A 15,923-nucleotide genomic window follows, 5' to 3' on the forward strand; every position below is an offset into this window, starting at 1 on the left:
GTTCTCACAGTTCAATTCGGTTCATGTAGTTGCTGAAGGCTTGCAGGTAGCGCGGGATCGGAATCAGGAAGGCGTCATGGCCCTGCGGCGCGTCGATCTCCAGGTAGCACACGTCTTTTTTGGCGGCCATCAACGCGTCCACCAGCTCCCGCGAGCGGGCGGGCGAGAAGCGCCAGTCGGTGGTGAACGACATCACGCAAAAGCGTGCCTTGGCGCCGGCAAAAGTCTTGGCCAGGTCGTCATCGAAGTTCGCCGCCGGGTCGAAGTAGTCCAGCGCCTTGGTCATCAGCAAATAGGTGTTGGCATCGAAACGCCCGGAGAACTCTTCGCCCTGATAGCGCAAATAGCTCTCAACCTGAAACTCGACGCTGTGGAAGTCGTAGTTAAGGTTTTCGTTCTTCAGCCCGCGGCCGAATTTTTCGCCCATCGAGTCATCCGACAGGTACGTGATGTGGCCGACCATTCGTGCCAGCATCAGACCGCGTTTGGGGATGACGCCCTTTTCCTGAAACGACCCGCCATGGAACTCGGGGTCGGTGAGGATGGCCTGGCGCGCGACTTCGTTGAACGCGATGTTTTGCGCCGAGAGCTTCGGCGCCGAGGCGATGGCAAGACAATGGCGCAGACGGTCGGGGTAGCTGATGCTCCATTGCAGCGCCTGCATCCCGCCAAGGCTGCCACCGATCACGGCGGCCCACTGTGAGATGCCCAGGCGGTCAGACAAACGCGCCTGGCTGTGCACCCAGTCTTCAACGGTCAGCACCGGGAACGACGCGCCAAACGGGCGGCCGGTGTCGGGGTCGATGCTGCTCGGGCCGGTCGAACCGTTGCAACCGCCGAGGTTGTTGAGGCTGACTACGAAGAATTTGCGGGTGTCGATGGGCTTGCCGGGGCCGATACAGCTGTCCCACCAGCCGGGCTTGCGGTCGTCGACGCTGTGATACCCGGCGGCGTGATGATGACCTGACAGCGCGTGGCAAATCAGCACGGCATTACTGGCCGACGCATTGAGCTGGCCGTAGGTTTCGTAAATCAGGTCATAGGCTGGCAGTGAGCGGCCGCACGCAAGTGCCAGCGGTTCGCTGAAATGTGCAACGTGAGGCACAACCAGACCAACGGAATCGGGGGGAAAGGCAGCTGGCATCGACCCTGCTCTCATTTAAATGAGGCGTAAGTCTAATGAGCGGGGCAGCGAGCGGCAAGCAATGGTGCAAAACCCTTTGGTCGCGTTTGAAGGCTGCCTTGAAGGCCGTCGTACAGCCTGTCGCAGCCCGCGCAAACGGGAACAGACCCTAGAGGTCGGGACGGGTCAACCCGGGCAGCACCGGCAGTTTTTTTGGGCTGTGCAGGCGTACCCGTTTTTGCCGGTTGAGTTCGCCACTGATCAGGCTGACCTGACTTTTGGCGATGCCAAACGCCTTGGCCAGAAAAGCCATCAAATGGGCGTTGGCCTTGCCTTCGACCGGTGGGGCGGTGAGCCGGATTTTCAGGCGGTCACCGTGCAGGCCAGCGAACTCATCGCTGCTGGCCTTGGGTTGCAAATGACAGTCGAGAATCAGGTCGTCACCGTCCCAGCGGAAATAACTCATCAGATCAGGCCGAACAGCTCAGGTGGCATACGGACATAAATGGCCAGTGGCGGAATCACGTAGCTCTGGATCAGTTGGATGATCATGAACGCGAGGATCGGCGAGATGTCCAGGCCGCCCAGGTTCGGCAGAAAGCGACGGAACGGAGCCAGTGCCGGCTCGGTGATCTGGTTGACCAGCTCAGCGCCAGGGCTGGTGCTGCCCGGTGCCACCCACGACAGAATCACGCTGATGATCATGGCGAAGAAGAACACTTTCAGGAACAGTGCCGTCACGCCGATGATCGACCACAGCAGCAGCCCGAGGATGTTGAACGGGATATAGCTCAAGGTCAGCACGATGGCGAACACCACCATTTGCACCAGAATCGCCAGTACCAGCGACGACATGTCCAGGCCGAAAATGCTGGGAATCACGCGGCGCATGGGCTTGAGCAGGGTTTGCGTGGCCTTGACGATGAACTGGCAGATCGGGTTGTAGAAGTTGGCGCGTACCAGTTGCAGGATGAAACGCAACAGCACGACCAGCAAATACAGGCTGCCCAGGGTTTGAACCACAAAAATGGCAGCGCCATTAAGTCCTGACATCATTTGCTCCTTTATTGACCCAGTTGTTCGGCCAATTCGGCCGAGCGGTGCGCGGCGGCACTCAATGCTTTTTCGACCGTGGCTTCAAAACCACTGGCCTGGAATGACTTGATTGCAGCTTCGGTGGTGCCGGCGGGCGAGGTCACGCGACGACGCAATTCGGCCGCGTCGGCATCGCTGTCCACGGCCATGCAGGCGGCGCCCAGTGCTGTGTGCTCGGCCAGTTTTTCCGCGACGTCATGGCTCAGGCCCAACTTCACGCCCGCGTTGGTCATGGCTTCGATCAGCAGGAAGAAATACGCCGGGCCACTGCCCGATACCGCCGTCACGGCATCAATCTGAGCTTCTTGCTCGACCCAGACCACAACGCCCACAGCGCTCAGCAGCTCATCGGCCAGCGCGCGTTGTGCTTGGGTGACTTGCTGAGTGGCGAACAGACCGCTGACCCCTTTGCCCAGCAGGGCCGGCGTGTTGGGCATGCAGCGCACCAGCGGCTGAGTGCCCAACCATTCCAGCAAACTGGAGGCGTTGATACCGGCAGCAATCGACACCACCAGTTGTTTGGGTTGAAGGTGCGGACGCAGGTCCTGGCACACAGCCTTCATCGCCTGTGGCTTGACTGCAATGACAATGACGTCAGCGTCCTGCACCGCTTTTTCGTTTTCAGCGAACACGTCGATACCGTGTTCGGCCGCTACCTTGGCGCGGGTGTCGGCGCCAGGATCGCTGGCGCGGATCTGTGCAGCGTTGAACCCTTTGGCCAGCAGGCCGCCGATCAAGCTGGAAGCCATGTTGCCGGCTCCGATAAAGGCAATACGCGTCTTGCTCATGACCGATCCTTATAAGTGTGAGGCAAGCCTTTTCAGGCCTGACTGTAGTCGCGAGCGCCAAACAGTGCAGTACCGATCCGCACCCACGTGGCGCCTTGGGCAATGGCCGACTCAAGGTCATGGCTCATGCCCATGGAAAGTGTGTCGAGGCCCATGTTCAGGCCCTCTTGCAATTCACGGACCTTCGCAAACGCGGCGTCCTGTTCGGCGCGCTCGTCGGTGGGCTCGGGAATCGCCATCAACCCGCGCAGTGTCAAGCGTGGCAAAGCGCTGATGGCGTGTGCCAGCGCGGGCAGGTCAGCCGGGGCACACCCGGACTTGCTGGCTTCGCCGCTGACGTTCACCTGAATGCAAATGTTCAACGGGGGCAGCCCATCTGGCCGCTGCTCTGACAGACGTTGGGCAATTTTGAGGCGGTCTACGGAATGCACCCACGCAAAATGCTCAGCGATGTCACGCGTCTTGTTCGATTGAATGGGGCCGATGAAGTGCCAACACAAGGGCAGGTCAGCTAATTCGACCTGTTTGGCGCGAGCTTCCTGCAGATAATTTTCGCCAAAGTCGCGCAGCCCGGCGGCATAGGCGTCACGCAGCGCAGCGGCGGGTTTGGTCTTGCTGACCGCCAGTAAGTGAACGCTCGTTACATCGCGTTGCACAGCCAGTGCGGCTGCACGGATGCGCGCCTCAACCTGAGCAATGTTGTCAGCTATCGTGGACATTCAATTAAGCCCGCCGTGGTGAAAGTCTGCGGCATTCTACTGGAATTGGGAGGGGGGATGGATATCGCCGACCTGTTGGCTGTATGCGTGGCGCGCGGCGCATCGGACATGCACCTGTCTGCGGGCGTGGAGCCGCTGCTGCGCATTGATGGCGACCTGCAGCGGTGCGAGCTGCCGAGCGTAAGTGCGCAGTGTGTACTCGAACTTATCCACAGCATGATGACCGCGTCGCAGCGCGAGGCGTTTGAAACAACCCTCGAAGCTGATTTTTCGTACACCGTGCCGGAGCTGGGGCGGTTTCGGGTGAATGCCTTCAGGCAACAGCATGGCCCCGCAGCGGTGTTGCGCCGTATTGGCGCAACGGTGCCGAGCCTGGCATCACTGGGTTTGGAGCAAGTGCTGAGCCCGCTCTTTAACGTGCCTCATGGTCTGATCCTGATCACCGGCGCCACGGGTTCAGGCAAAACCACCACGCTGGCCGCCCTCATCGATCACCTCAACAGCACGCGTCAGCAACACATTCTGACCATTGAAGACCCGATTGAATTCGTTCACACCTCGCGACGCTGCCTGATCAATCAGCGCGAAGTCCACCGCGACACCCACGGTTTCGCCAACGCATTGCGCTCAGCGTTGCGTGAAGACCCGGACGTGATTGTGCTCGGTGAAATGCGCGACCTCGACAGTATCCGGTTGGCCCTGACCGCCGCAGAAACCGGGCACCTGGTGTTTGCCACGCTGCACACGCCCAGTGCGGCCAAGACCATTGACCGCATCGTCGATGTGTTTGCGGCCGAAGAGAAAGCCATGGTGCGGGCGATGCTGTCCGAATCACTGCAGGCAGTGGTGTCTCAGACGTTGCTCAAGAAAAAGGGCAGCGGACGGGTTGCGGCACACGAAATCATGCTCGGTACGCCTGCGATCCGGAACCTGATACGGGAAAACAAAGTGGCGCAGATGGCGTCTGTCATCCAGACCGGCGCAGCGGTCGGCATGCAGACATTGGACATGAGTGTGAAACGCTTGCAGGAGAGGGGAATCATCGACCTGTAACCGCCGAAGAGCAGCCTTGCGCTGCCCTTCAACGATGTCAGTTAGCGCTGCGCAACCCGCAGGTTGGTTTGCTCTTTGGGCAATACGCGCTTGGCGACTACATAGTGGCTTTGCCAGTACGGCTTTTTCAGGGTGTCGATGGTCACCGACTTGCCGCGGCGTGGCGCGTGAATAAACCGGTCGTTGCCCAGGTAAATGGCCACGTGGTTGACCTTGCGGCTCTTGATGTTGAAAAACAGCAGGTCGCCGGGCTTCAAGTCTTTGCGATCGACTTTCTGGCCGTGGCCGCTGGCCATGGCGCTGGAGCTGCGGGGCAGATTGACCGCCGCCACATCGTTGAACGCGTATTTGACCAGCCCGCTGCAATCAAAGCCTTTACTTGGGCTGCTGCCGCCCCAACGATAAGGGGTGCCCAGCACGTTGACCGCACGGCTCAGCACGGTGCTGCTTTGCTTGTTGGCGGCGACCAGAGAAGCGGTCGCCATTTTGCCGGGAGCTTTGCGATGAACTTTACTGGAGGTCGCACGTGAGACGGTTTTGCTGTTAGAGGCTACAAACGGTGCACTCGCAGATGACTTTGCGGTGTATCCGGTGAAACCCGAAGGAAGACGTTGCTCACGGTTGGTGGCGTGGGCGGCCAGAGGCAGTAATAGGCAAATGGTTAGCCATGTCTTGAATAAAGGACGCATTCGGCAGGGCTCTAAGTGGTTAAGCGCGCAACTTTATAACAGCTTTTTTGTCCTTTCTAAGGCCGTTTGTCGATTGGACCGGGGGGTCAAAAACCCTCAAGGTGGTGGCAAATTGTCACAGTGTGGCGATGCAGGCCTGATGGCATAAGGGTTTGCGCGAAAACCTGCAACAGACTATTACGTGTTGCGAGACAGTAAAAAAGTCACAAAAAAAATGTAAATTTTTTTCTATCGACTCCCAAGGGGGCATTAATGAGCGGCTATCGAGACGATGTACAACACGATACCCACAGCAAGGTACTGGGTTATCTGCTGTGGATTTTTGGCTTTCTGGGGGCTCATCGTTTCTATTACGGCAAACCGGTCACCGGAACCATCTGGTTCTTCACCCTGGGCTTGTTGGGCATTGGCTGGCTGATCGACTTGTTCCTGATCCCGAGCATGGACCGCGAAGCGGACTTGCGCTTTACATCGGGTAATACCGATTACAGCGTGGCGTGGATTCTGCTGACATTTTTGGGCGTGTTCGGTCTGCACCGCATGTACATGGGCAAATGGATCACCGGGATCATCTACCTGTTCACGGGCGGTTTGTTCCTGATCGGTGTCTTGTACGACTTCTGGACCTTGAATACCCAGATCTCGATCAAGAATGCCGAGCGCCGTTAAGCGCTAAAAAAACCCTCACCCCGAGCCTCTACCGCAGGCAGGGGGTGGGGTGAGGGTGTAGGGCGACGCCTTAGCCTTCGTAGCTGATTCGACCGTCCACCAGCGTGTAGCGCACGGCGCCTGGCAGGCAATGGCCCAGGAATGGGCAGTTGTCGCCTTTGGAGTGCCATTTCTCACCGGCCACGGTGGAAGCGCCCGGATCGAACAGCACCAGATCGGCCGCCGAACCCACACTCAAACGCCCCGCTGGCAAGCTCAAGGCATCTGCCGGGCCGGTGCTCAAGCGCGCCAGCAACGTCGGCAAGTCCAGCAAACCGTCTTCGACCAGCGTCATCGCCAACGGCAACAACAGCTCTACGCTGCTCATGCCCGGCTCGGTGGCGCCGAACGGGGCCAGTTTGGCGTCCCGCTCATGGGGTTGGTGATGGCTGGAGATGGCCTGCACCACGCCGGATTTGACGGCTTCACGCAGCCCGTCACGGTCGGCGCGGGTGCGCAGCGGCGGTTGCACGTGGTAGACGCTGGAGAAGTCCACCAGCGCTTCGTCGGTCAGGATCAACTGATAGAGCGCCACATCGGCGGTGACCTTAAGGCCGCGAGCCTGAGCTTGCGCTATCAGCGCGACGCCCCGGGCGCTGGTCAGTTGGCTGAAGTGCGCACGCACGCCGCTTTGCTCGACCAGCAACAGGTCGCGGGCCAGCGCCACGGTTTCGGCGGTTTCAGGGATGCCGGGCAAGCCACGGAAGGCCGCCATCGGGCCATCGTGGGCCAGGCCGCCTTCAGCCAGGTCACGGTCCTGAGAGTGGAAAATCACCGTCAGGTCAAACGTGGCCGCGTATTCCAGCGCGCGGCACAAAGTGCGCGTGTTGCTGAAACTGCTCAGGCCGTTGCCGAAGGCCACGCAACCGGCATCGCGCAGGGCGATCAGTTCGGCCAGTTGTTCGCCTTCGAGCCCTTTGCTCAGTGCCCCGATGGGGAACACTTTGCAGTTGCCGGCTTCGCGGGCGCGGTCGAGGATCAGTTCGGCCACGGCCGAGGTGTCGAGCACCGGTTTGGTATGCGGCGGGCAGCACAGGCTGGTCACGCCACCGGCTGCGGCCGCGCGGGTTTCGCTGGCAATTGTGCCTTTGCGGCTGTAACCGGGCTCGCGCAGGGCAACGTTCAAGTCCACCAGCCCCGGTGCGGCCACAAGGCCCTTGGCGTCAAGCGTGCGGGCGGGCGAGAAACCCGCCGGGGCCGCGCCCATGGCGACGATTTTTCCGGCTTCCAGGTGCAGGTCGGTGACCTGGTCAAACTGGCTGGCAGGGTCTATTACACGGGCGCCGAGAATGCTGAGCTTCACTGGGCGTTCTCCTGTTCGAATTGGCGCTGGGCCGTTTGCCCGCTCATGGTCATGGACAACACCGCCATGCGCACGGCGATGCCGTACGTCACCTGATTGAGAATCACCGAGTGCGGGCCATCGGCCACGGCGGATTCAATTTCCACGCCACGGTTGATCGGGCCGGGGTGCATGACGATGCAGTCGGGTTTGGCGCCCGCCAGGCGGGCAGTGGTCAGGCCGAACAGGCGGTAGAACTCGCCTTCGCTTGGCAGCAGGCCGCCGGACATGCGCTCACGCTGCAGGCGCAACATGATGACCACGTCGACGTCCTTCAGGCCCTCGGCCATGTCGGTGTACACCTTGACCCCGTATTGCTCGATGCCCACAGGTAGCAGGGTTTTTGGGGCAATGACGCGAATGTCCTTACAGCCCAGTGTTTTGAGCGCGATCATGTTCGAGCGTGCGACCCGCGAGTGCAGGATGTCGCCGACGATGGCCACCGACAGGTTTTCAAATCCGCCTTTGTGGCGGCGAATGGTCAGCATGTCGAGCATGCCCTGGGTCGGGTGAGCGTGACGGCCGTCGCCGCCGTTGATGATCGCGACCTGCGGGCACACGTGCTCGGCGATGAAATGTGCAGCGCCCGAATCGCCGTGGCGCACCACGAACATGTCAGCGGCCATGGCTTCGAGGTTGCGCAGGGTATCGAGCAGGGTTTCACCCTTGCTCGCCGAGGACGTGGACACATTGAGTGTGATCACGTCGGCAGACAGGCGCTGGGCGGCCATTTCAAAGGTGGTGCGGGTGCGGGTGGAGTTTTCGAAGAACACGTTGCACACAGTCTTGCCGCGCAGCAACGGGACTTTTTTCACCGCACGGGCGCCGACTTCAAGGAACGAGTCGGCGGTGTCGAGGATCTCTGTCAGCAGCTCACGGGACAAGCCGTCGAGCGACAGAAAGTGGCGCAGCTGGCCCTGATCATTGAGCTGCAGCGGGCGCTTGGCGTCTGTAGGCGTCATCGCAGTGGTCTCTTAAAGGGCGGGTTCTTGAGATAGGTCTTGGAGTTCGAGTGTCAGTGGCGCGGGGCCGGACAATTTTACCCGCTCGGTCGGTTTGAGCGACAAGGTCGCGCCCACCACATTCGGCCGGATCGGCAGCTCGGCGGCGTCCAGGTCGAGCAGGCTGACCAGGGTCACGCTGGCCGGACGACCATAGTCGAACAATTCGTTGAGTGCCGCGCGGATGGTGCGGCCGCTCATCAGTACGTCGTCGATCAGTACCAGGTGCTGGCCTTCGATCTCGAACGGCAGGTCGGACGGCCGCACTTGCGGGTGCAGCCCGTTCTGGCTGAAGTCGTCGCGGTAGAACGAGACGTCCAGCGTGCCCAGCGGCGCGTCGCTGTCCATGGCCCGCAACAGCGCCTGGGCCACCCAGATGCCGCCCGTGCGGATGCCGATGAAACGGGGCTCGGTGATGTGACGGCGGGCCAGATGGGCCTTGAGATCAAGCGCCATCTGAGAGATCAGTTCAGCGGGAACAGGCAGGATCATGGTGGCTCCTTAAAAGGCCCGCGCAGGATGCGTGCTGCGACGGGCGCAAACAATGAGGTGCGTCAAACAATTAAACGCAATGTCAGGCTTGAGGTTCAGCCGGGTGCTCGTCGAGCCAGCCTTGCAGCACCAGTTTGGCGGCGATGGCATCGACGGGGTTGTCTCGGTAACTGCCCCGTTGGCCCCCTTGGGCCTTGCGTTCGCCCTTGGCCTCAAAGGTGGTCAGGCGTTCGTCGTGGGTAAAAACGGGGAGATTGAAGCGGCCATTCAACCGATTGGCAAATTTTTGCGCGCGAGCACAGAACTCGCTGGGGGTGCCGTCCATATTCAACGGCATGCCGACCACCATGGCATCGGGCTGCCATTCTTTGATCAGTTTCTCGATTTCTTCCCACTTCGGAATGCCGTTCTCGGCTTTCAAATTGCACAGCTCGCGAGCTTGCCCGGTAATCATCTGGCCGACGGCGACGCCGATGGAGCGGGTGCCGTAATCAAAACCCAGCAGTAAACGTAGGTGGGCCATCAGGCGTGACCTGCTTGAGTGCTTAACAAATTGAGGTTAACTCCGAGGTGTTTGGCGGCCGCGTCAAGGCGCAGCTCGCTCGAGGTGTTGAACAAAATGTGGGCAGAGTACGGGCACGTGAGCCAAGCGTTGTCAGCCAGTTCGGCTTCGAGTTGACCGGCTTCCCACCCGGCATAGCCCAGGCAAATCAGGCTGCGTCGCGGGCCATTGCCGTCGGCGATGCTGCCCAGCGCATCCAGTGACGTGCTCAGCGCCAAGCCGTCTTGCAGCTCAACCGTGGCGTCGAAACTCATGCTGGCGGGGTGCAGGACAAAACCGCGGTCGGTCATCACCGGGCCGCCTGCATAAATCGGCACGTGCTCGCACAGTTCGGGCACGGAGCGCTCGGGGCGCAACTGCTCAAGAATATCTTTGAGGTTGAGGTCCAGCGGCCGATTGATGGTCAGGCCCATCGCCCCATTGGCCGTGTGCTCGACGATGTACGTCAAGGAATGAGCAAAATTCGGGTCAGCCATGTGCGGCATGGCGATCAGGAACTGATGCTTGAGGTAGGTCGGTGCGCGGTTTTTCATGAGCCTTAGTGTGGCGCTGACAAGTGAAACTGACAAGTTGGCTGATGGCGCGCCTTGAAACCTGCATGGGCGACGCGGCGCGAGCGCTCATTTACCCCGGCATTAATTACTGGACAGCCGGTCGCCCTGGGCGAATTTCCAGGTGCGGATGATTTCGAGGCGGTCGATGTCGGCCAGGTCACCGGTGAACGGCGCGAACGGCGCGGCCAGACGTACGATGCGCTGCGCTGCCTGATCCAGCAACGGCTGGCCGGAAGACTCGAGCACCAGTACTTCATGCAGCGAACCGTCGCGATTGATCGAGACCAGCAGCCGCAGCTTGCCGTAGATTTTTTCGCGGCGTGCCTGTTCGGGGTAGTTGAGGTTGCCGATGCGCTCGATCTTTTTGCGCCAGTCCTCTTTGTACCAGGCGCCTTTGTCGCGCATGGTCGAGGCCGCACTCATGCGGTAGATCTTGGGCCTTTTGGCATACAACTGTTGCTCGTTGGCCAGTTCGGCTTCGAGGCTGGAGATCTCGCTCGACAGTTGGGAGCTGTCAAACGACGCAATGCTGGCCTTGGGCGCGGCCTCGGTGATGACCTTCTGCGGCTCGCGCGTGGCTTTTTTGGGCTTTGGCGCCACGGTGGTAACGGCGGCTTTGGGAGCAGCCTGCTTTTGTTCGGGCCGGGCGGCAGGGGGCGGCGTGACCTTTTTGACTTCGTTGGCCTGAAACGGCGCCACTTCTGTGGTTTTGGGCACGGCTTTCTTGTCCAGCGTGCCGCTGCCTTGCTGATTGTCCTGCGCCAGAAAGTCCGCCTGCTTCGGTGCCTTCTCGCTCTTGAACGTGGACAGGGTGATTTCGAGGGTTTTGCTGATCTGTTTGGGCTCGCTCATGCTGAACCCGACGCCCAGGATCACCGCCAGGTGAATCAGTGCCGCGACAAACAGCGTAAACCCCAGACGATCAGCCGCGCGCACGCCGCCGTGCGTGAGTTCAGAGGGCAGGTCGCTGGGAAGTGTCATGGCAAAAGACCAACATCGCGGGTTTCACAGGCTGCGCATGATAACGCAATGTTGGTCTGTGTCTGGCGGATAGAAATCAGCGAGCGGCCAGTTTGCGCTCAATGGCGTCCATTAGCAGTGCGCCGATGTGGGTGCCGAACGCGTTATCGATCTCGCGGATGCAGGTCGGGCTGGTGACGTTGATTTCGGTCAGGTGCTCACCGATTACGTCCAGTCCTACGAACAACAAGCCTTTTTCACGCAGGGTCGGGCCGACCTGTTCAGCGATCCAGCGATCCTTGTCACTCAACGGGCGGGCTTCGCCGCGACCACCGGCGGCCAGGTTGCCGCGTGTTTCGCCCTGCGCCGGAATGCGCGCCAGGCAATAGGGAACAGGCTCGCCGTCGATCATCAGGATGCGCTTGTCGCCGTCTTTGATCCCCGGCAAGTAGCCTTGCGCCATGATTTGCTGAGTGCCGTTGGCGGTGAGGGTTTCGAGGATCACCGACAGGTTCGGGTCCCCCACGCGATGACGGAAAATCGACGTACCGCCCATGCCGTCCAGCGGCTTGAGGATCACATCACCGTGCAGCGCTGCAAATTCGCGCAGGACATCGGCGCGACGGCTGACGACCGTCGGCGGCGTGCATTGGGTGAATTGCGTGGCGAACAGTTTTTCGTTGCAGTCGCGCAGGCTCTGCGGCTTGTTGACGATCAATACGCCGTCACGCTCGGCCTGTTCGAGCAAGTAGGTGGAATACACGAATTCCATGTCGAACGGCGGGTCCTTGCGCATCAGGATCACGTCGAGATCGCTCAGGGCCGTGTCGGTTTCGGCTTCAAGCTCAAACCATTTTTCCGGGTTGGCGAACACCTTGAGCGGCTTCATGCGCGCGCGCGCCTTGCCTTCATTGAGGTACAGGTCTTGCTGTTCCATATAGAACAGCGTCCAGCCGCGCGCCTGCGCAGCCAGCAACATGGCCAGCGAGCTGTCCTTCTTGTAGGAGATGCTCGCAATGGGGTCCATGACAATCCCGACTCGAACGCTCATGGCAAATTCCTCAACAGTAGTGAGCTAAGCCAATCGCTGTAAAAGCGATCAGCAGGCAATTAAAAGTGGCGCCAGAGTGGCGCCGTGTGGTGTCTCGGTCAAGGAAAAACCGTCTGCGCCAGCAGGTGGCGGGACGTTCGATAGATTGCATGTAGAGACTGTGCTAAAAAGGCTCGCACAGCACCTGCAGCCCTTGTCTACCAAGGACTTGGGCTTCGGGATCGCAACGTTGTAACAAAACGGGTCGCCGTGGCGATGGTAGAGCACATATGGACAAGCATTCCAGCGCCTTGAAGGTGATGGTGATTGACGATTCGAAAACCATTCGCCGCACCGCTGAAACGTTGCTCAAAAACGTTGGCTGCGAGGTGATCACCGCCGTTGACGGCTTCGATGCATTGGCCAGAATAGTCGACCATCATCCGCACATCATTTTTGTCGACATCATGATGCCGCGCCTTGATGGCTACCAGACCTGCGCACTGATCAAAAACCACCGTTCCTTCAAGTCCACGCCGGTGATCATGCTGTCCTCCAAAGACGGCCTGTTCGACAAGGCAAAAGGGCGTATCGTCGGGTCTGATCAATTTTTGACCAAACCCTTCAGTCGGGACGAGTTGCTCAATGCAATCAAGGCGCACGTGCCCGGTTTCACGGTTGTGCAAAACGCATCACTGATGCTCGGTCAACAGGCCGATCACCTTATAAATGAGGAACACCATGGCTCGCATTCTGATCGTCGATGACTCGCCGACTGAAATGTTCAAACTGACCGGCATGCTCGAAAAGCACGGCCATCAAGTGTTGCAGGCGGCCAACGGCGCAGATGGCGTCGCACTGGCGCGCAAGGAAAAACCCGATCTGGTCCTGATGGACATCGTGATGCCGGGCCTCAACGGGTTCCAAGCCACGCGTCAATTGACCAAAGACCCGGAAACCCAAGGGATCCCGGTCATTGTGGTGACCACCAAGGATCAAGAGACCGACATGGTCTGGGCCGCTCGACAGGGCGCAAAAGCGTATTTGACCAAACCGGTCGAAGAGGATGCGCTGACCGAGGGAATCAATAAATTTCTGCCAGCCTCCACGCACAAGTGATGGCCGCACCATGCCCGATTCTCTGACCGCGTTTGAGCTGCTGCTCGACATTGACCAGCGCTGTCGCTCGCTGGCGGCGGGGCCTGTGGCCGAGCCCGCCGCGGCGCACACCTGGAGCGGTATTGGATTTCGCATCGGCGAGCAGTGTTTTGTGGCGCCAATGGGGGAAATCGCCGAGATCCTGCATGAGCCGCGTTTCACCTTGCTACCGGGCGTCAAACCCTGGGTCAGAGGCGTCGCCAACCTGCGTGGGCAACTGCTGCCGATCATGGACTTGTGCGGCTTTTTCGGCGTCGAGTTATCCCCGTTGCGCAAACAGCGCCGGGTGTTGGTGCTGGAGTACGACGACATCTTCGTCGGCCTGCAGGTCGATGAAGTGCTGGGCATGCAGCATTTTGCCCAAACGGATCTGGACACCCACCCACCCGTTTCCCCCGGCTTACCTTTCGCGCCTTATGTACAAGGGCGCTTCGCTGCCGCCCATGACTGGTGGGTATTCAGCCCGTTTGCCTTGGCACAATCGCCCGAGTTCCGGGCAGTCGCGGTGTGAGCAGTGAGCACGTGGAACCTCAAGCATCCATACAGCATGTCAGGGCCTGATCGATGACCGCAGCCAACAACGCTAAACCAATGGAAGGGTCGCGCAGCCGTTCGCAGATCATCGTGCTGTTTATCGCCCTGATCGTGTTCATCATGCTGTTGTTCGCCAATTTTGCTTACCTCAACACCCAGTCCAACTACGACAAGCAATACATCAGCCACGCGGGCGAGTTGCGCGTGCTGTCCCAGCGCATTGCCAAAAACGCCACTGAAGCCGCTGCCGGTAAAGCCGCGGCGTTCCGCCTGCTGAGCGATGCGCGCAACGACTTCAGCCAGCGCTGGGGTTACCTGAAAAAAGGCGACCCGGCCACCGGCCTGCCCGCCGCGCCACCCGCCGTGCACAAAGAAATGCAGGCCGTTCAGCGCGACTGGGAACAGTTGCTGAGCAACACCAACGCCATTTTGGCCAGTGAACAAACCGTGCTCTCGCTGCACCAAGTGGCGGCAACGCTGGCTGAAACCGTGCCGCAGTTGCAGGTCGAATACGAAAAAGTGGTCGAGATCCTGTTGCAGCGCGGAGCGCCGGCCAGCCAGGTGGCGGTGGCACAACGCCAATCATTGCTGGCCGAGCGGATTCTGGGCGCCGTCAACACGGTACTGGCCGGGGACGAAACCGCCGCTCAGGCAGCCGATGCTTTCGGGCGTGACGCCAACCGTTTCGGCCAAGTGCTGAACGGCATGCTCGAAGGCAACGCGGGCATGCGTATTTCGCAGGTCGAAGACAAAGATGCCCGCGCCCGCTTGCAAGAAATCTCGGAGCTGTTTCAGTTTGTGTCGGGTTCGGTGGATGAAATCCTCGAAACCTCGCCGCAGTTGTTTCAAGTGCGCGAAGCCGCGAGCAATATCTTCAGCCTGTCGCAGACCTTGCTCGACGAAGCCTCAATGCTGGCCAACGGGTTCGAGAATCTTGCCAGCGGCCGCTCGCTGGACATCATCGGCGGCTACGTATTGGGCTTGCTGGCGCTGGCGTCGATCATCCTGATCGGTATGGTGATGGTGCGCGAAACCAATCGCCAACTGCGCGAAACCGCCGAGAAGAACGACCGCAACCAAAACGCAATCATGCGTTTGCTGGATGAAATTGCCGACCTGGCCGACGGCGACCTGACCGTCACCGCCTCCGTGACCGAAGATTTCACAGGCACCATTGCCGACTCGATCAACTACTCGGTCGACCAGCTTCGCGATCTGGTGGCCACCATCAACCTCACCGCCGGGCAAGTGGCGGCGGCGGTGCAAGACACCCAGGCCACCGCGATGCAACTGGCCGAAGCCTCCGAGCATCAGGCCCGGCAGATTGCCGAAGCCTCGGGCGCCATTCAGCAAATGGCCCACTCCATCGATGAAGTGTCGGCCAACGCGTCAGAGTCCTCGGCGGTGGCCGAGCGCTCGGTGGCGATTGCCAACAAAGGCAACGAAGTGGTGCACAACACCATTCACGGCATGGACAACATCCGTGACCAGATTCAGGACACGGCCAAGCGCATCAAGCGTCTGGGCGAGTCGTCTCAAGAGATTGGCGACATTGTCAGCTTGATTGACGACATTGCCGACCAGACCAATATTTTGGCCCTCAACGCGGCGATTCAGGCGTCCATGGCCGGGGATGCCGGGCGCGGCTTTGCCGTGGTCGCTGACGAAGTCCAGCGCTTGGCCGAGCGTTCATCGGCCGCCACGCGGCAAATCGAAACCCTGGTGCGGGCGATTCAGGCCGACACCAACGAAGCGGTGATCTCCATGGAGCAAACCACCACCGAAGTGGTGCGCGGGGCGCGTCTGGCGCAGGACGCCGGGGTGGCGCTCGAAGAGATCGAAGGCGTGTCGCAAAACCTCGCCGCCCTGATCCAAAGCATTTCCAATGCCGCCCAGCAGCAAACCACCTCGGCGGGCCAGATTTCCTTGACCATGAACGTGATCCAGCAAATCACCAGCCAGACCTCGTCCGGCTCGACCGCCACCGCCGACAGCATTGGCAACCTGGCCAAGATGGCCAGCCAACTGCGGCGTTCGGTGTCCGGTTTTACCTTGCCCGACACCCCTGAACCGCGTGAGCCTCAGTAGTGCGGCGCAATATTGACGGGAGTCGTT

General features: G+C 60.2%; 18 protein-coding genes and 1 pseudogene. 6 read left to right on the forward strand and 13 right to left on the reverse strand.

The window, feature by feature from the left end:
• Window positions 1-4: 4 nt before the first annotated feature.
• The 5 genes from metX to V6F78_RS08470 form a co-directional block, all read right to left on the reverse strand.
• Window positions 5-1,144 (reverse strand): homoserine O-succinyltransferase MetX, encoded by a 1,140-nt coding sequence (gene metX / locus V6F78_RS08450; RefSeq protein ID WP_047278370.1) that lies wholly within the window; start codon window positions 1,142-1,144, stop codon window positions 5-7.
• 148 nt (window positions 1,145-1,292) lie between these two features.
• Window positions 1,293-1,589, reverse strand: coding sequence for a DUF167 domain-containing protein (locus V6F78_RS08455; RefSeq protein WP_047278368.1), 297 nt, complete (start codon window positions 1,587-1,589; stop codon window positions 1,293-1,295).
• Window positions 1,589-2,176: a YggT family protein gene (locus V6F78_RS08460; RefSeq protein ID WP_094990195.1), complete on the reverse strand. Its 588-nt coding sequence runs from the start codon at window positions 2,174-2,176 to the stop codon at window positions 1,589-1,591. Before V6F78_RS08460 ends, V6F78_RS08455 begins: the two co-directional genes overlap by 1 nt.
• A gap of 11 nt (window positions 2,177-2,187) precedes the next feature.
• Window positions 2,188-3,006, reverse strand: a complete 819-nt coding sequence (gene proC, locus V6F78_RS08465) for a pyrroline-5-carboxylate reductase (protein WP_047296101.1) — start codon at window positions 3,004-3,006, stop codon at window positions 2,188-2,190.
• Window positions 3,007-3,038: 32 nt separating this feature from the next.
• Window positions 3,039-3,725 carry a YggS family pyridoxal phosphate-dependent enzyme gene (locus tag V6F78_RS08470; protein WP_047283237.1) on the reverse strand — a complete coding sequence of 229 codons (687 nt, stop codon included), beginning with the start codon at window positions 3,723-3,725 and terminating at the stop codon, window positions 3,039-3,041.
• A gap of 57 nt (window positions 3,726-3,782) precedes the next feature.
• Between V6F78_RS08470 and V6F78_RS08475 the strand changes: the two genes are divergently transcribed.
• The gene (locus tag V6F78_RS08475) at window positions 3,783-4,778 is read left to right on the forward strand and encodes a type IV pilus twitching motility protein PilT (RefSeq protein WP_332726956.1); all 996 of its coding nucleotides are present in this window, start codon (window positions 3,783-3,785) and stop codon (window positions 4,776-4,778) included.
• Between the two features lie 41 nt (window positions 4,779-4,819).
• Here V6F78_RS08475 and V6F78_RS08480 read toward each other — a convergent pair whose 3' ends face one another.
• Window positions 4,820-5,467 carry a C40 family peptidase gene (locus V6F78_RS08480; protein ID WP_047278357.1) on the reverse strand — a complete coding sequence of 216 codons (648 nt, stop codon included), beginning with the start codon at window positions 5,465-5,467 and terminating at the stop codon, window positions 4,820-4,822.
• Between the two features lie 252 nt (window positions 5,468-5,719).
• On the opposite strand from V6F78_RS08480, the gene V6F78_RS08485 reads away from it, so the two are divergent.
• A complete protein-coding gene (locus V6F78_RS08485; RefSeq protein WP_047278349.1) occupies window positions 5,720-6,136 on the forward strand; it encodes an NINE protein in 417 nt (138 codons plus the stop codon).
• Between the two features lie 70 nt (window positions 6,137-6,206).
• Here V6F78_RS08485 and V6F78_RS08490 read toward each other — a convergent pair whose 3' ends face one another.
• The 7 genes from V6F78_RS08490 to gshB all read right to left on the reverse strand — a co-directional run bounded on the left by V6F78_RS08490 (window position 6,207) and on the right by gshB (window position 12,137).
• Window positions 6,207-7,478: a dihydroorotase gene (locus V6F78_RS08490; RefSeq protein WP_047296098.1), complete on the reverse strand. Its 1,272-nt coding sequence runs from the start codon at window positions 7,476-7,478 to the stop codon at window positions 6,207-6,209.
• Complete coding sequence (locus V6F78_RS08495; RefSeq protein WP_048375335.1) at window positions 7,475-8,479, reverse strand: aspartate carbamoyltransferase catalytic subunit; 1,005 nt, start codon at window positions 8,477-8,479, stop codon at window positions 7,475-7,477. Before V6F78_RS08495 ends, V6F78_RS08490 begins: the two co-directional genes overlap by 4 nt.
• Window positions 8,480-8,491: 12 nt before the next feature.
• A complete protein-coding gene (pyrR, locus tag V6F78_RS08500; protein WP_047278343.1) occupies window positions 8,492-9,010 on the reverse strand; it encodes a bifunctional pyr operon transcriptional regulator/uracil phosphoribosyltransferase PyrR in 519 nt (172 codons plus the stop codon).
• A gap of 82 nt (window positions 9,011-9,092) precedes the next feature.
• Window positions 9,093-9,533, reverse strand: coding sequence for a Holliday junction resolvase RuvX (gene ruvX / locus V6F78_RS08505; RefSeq protein ID WP_047278341.1), 441 nt, complete (start codon window positions 9,531-9,533; stop codon window positions 9,093-9,095).
• Entirely contained in the window at window positions 9,533-10,105 is a 573-nt protein-coding gene (locus V6F78_RS08510; RefSeq protein WP_047296094.1) for a YqgE/AlgH family protein, read from the reverse strand. Before V6F78_RS08510 ends, ruvX begins: the two co-directional genes overlap by 1 nt.
• A 102-nt stretch (window positions 10,106-10,207) precedes the next feature.
• Window positions 10,208-11,107, reverse strand: a complete 900-nt coding sequence (locus V6F78_RS08515; protein WP_047296092.1) for an energy transducer TonB — start codon at window positions 11,105-11,107, stop codon at window positions 10,208-10,210.
• 76 nt (window positions 11,108-11,183) lie between these two features.
• Window positions 11,184-12,137, reverse strand: a complete 954-nt coding sequence (gene gshB / locus V6F78_RS08520; RefSeq protein WP_047296090.1) for a glutathione synthase — start codon at window positions 12,135-12,137, stop codon at window positions 11,184-11,186.
• Between the two features lie 269 nt (window positions 12,138-12,406).
• Between gshB and V6F78_RS08525 the strand changes: the two are divergent.
• The 4 genes and pseudogenes from V6F78_RS08525 to V6F78_RS08540 form a co-directional block, all read left to right on the forward strand.
• Window positions 12,407-12,811 (forward strand): annotated as a pseudogene (locus V6F78_RS08525) (response regulator); the annotation flags it as partial.
• Between the two features lie 46 nt (window positions 12,812-12,857).
• Window positions 12,858-13,235, forward strand: coding sequence for a twitching motility response regulator PilH (pilH, locus tag V6F78_RS08530; protein WP_047296088.1), 378 nt, complete (start codon window positions 12,858-12,860; stop codon window positions 13,233-13,235).
• 10 nt (window positions 13,236-13,245) lie between these two features.
• Window positions 13,246-13,785: a chemotaxis protein CheW gene (locus V6F78_RS08535; RefSeq protein ID WP_047296087.1), complete on the forward strand. Its 540-nt coding sequence runs from the start codon at window positions 13,246-13,248 to the stop codon at window positions 13,783-13,785.
• Window positions 13,786-13,838: 53 nt separating this feature from the next.
• Complete coding sequence (locus V6F78_RS08540; RefSeq protein WP_047283232.1) at window positions 13,839-15,896, forward strand: methyl-accepting chemotaxis protein; 2,058 nt, start codon at window positions 13,839-13,841, stop codon at window positions 15,894-15,896.
• The last annotated feature ends 27 nt before the right edge of the window (window positions 15,897-15,923 follow it).

Origin of the sequence: Pseudomonas sp. ESBL9, from assembly GCF_036668715.1 — a bacterium.
In the GTDB taxonomy this organism is placed as follows: Bacteria; Pseudomonadota; Gammaproteobacteria; order Pseudomonadales; family Pseudomonadaceae; genus Aquipseudomonas; species Aquipseudomonas lundensis.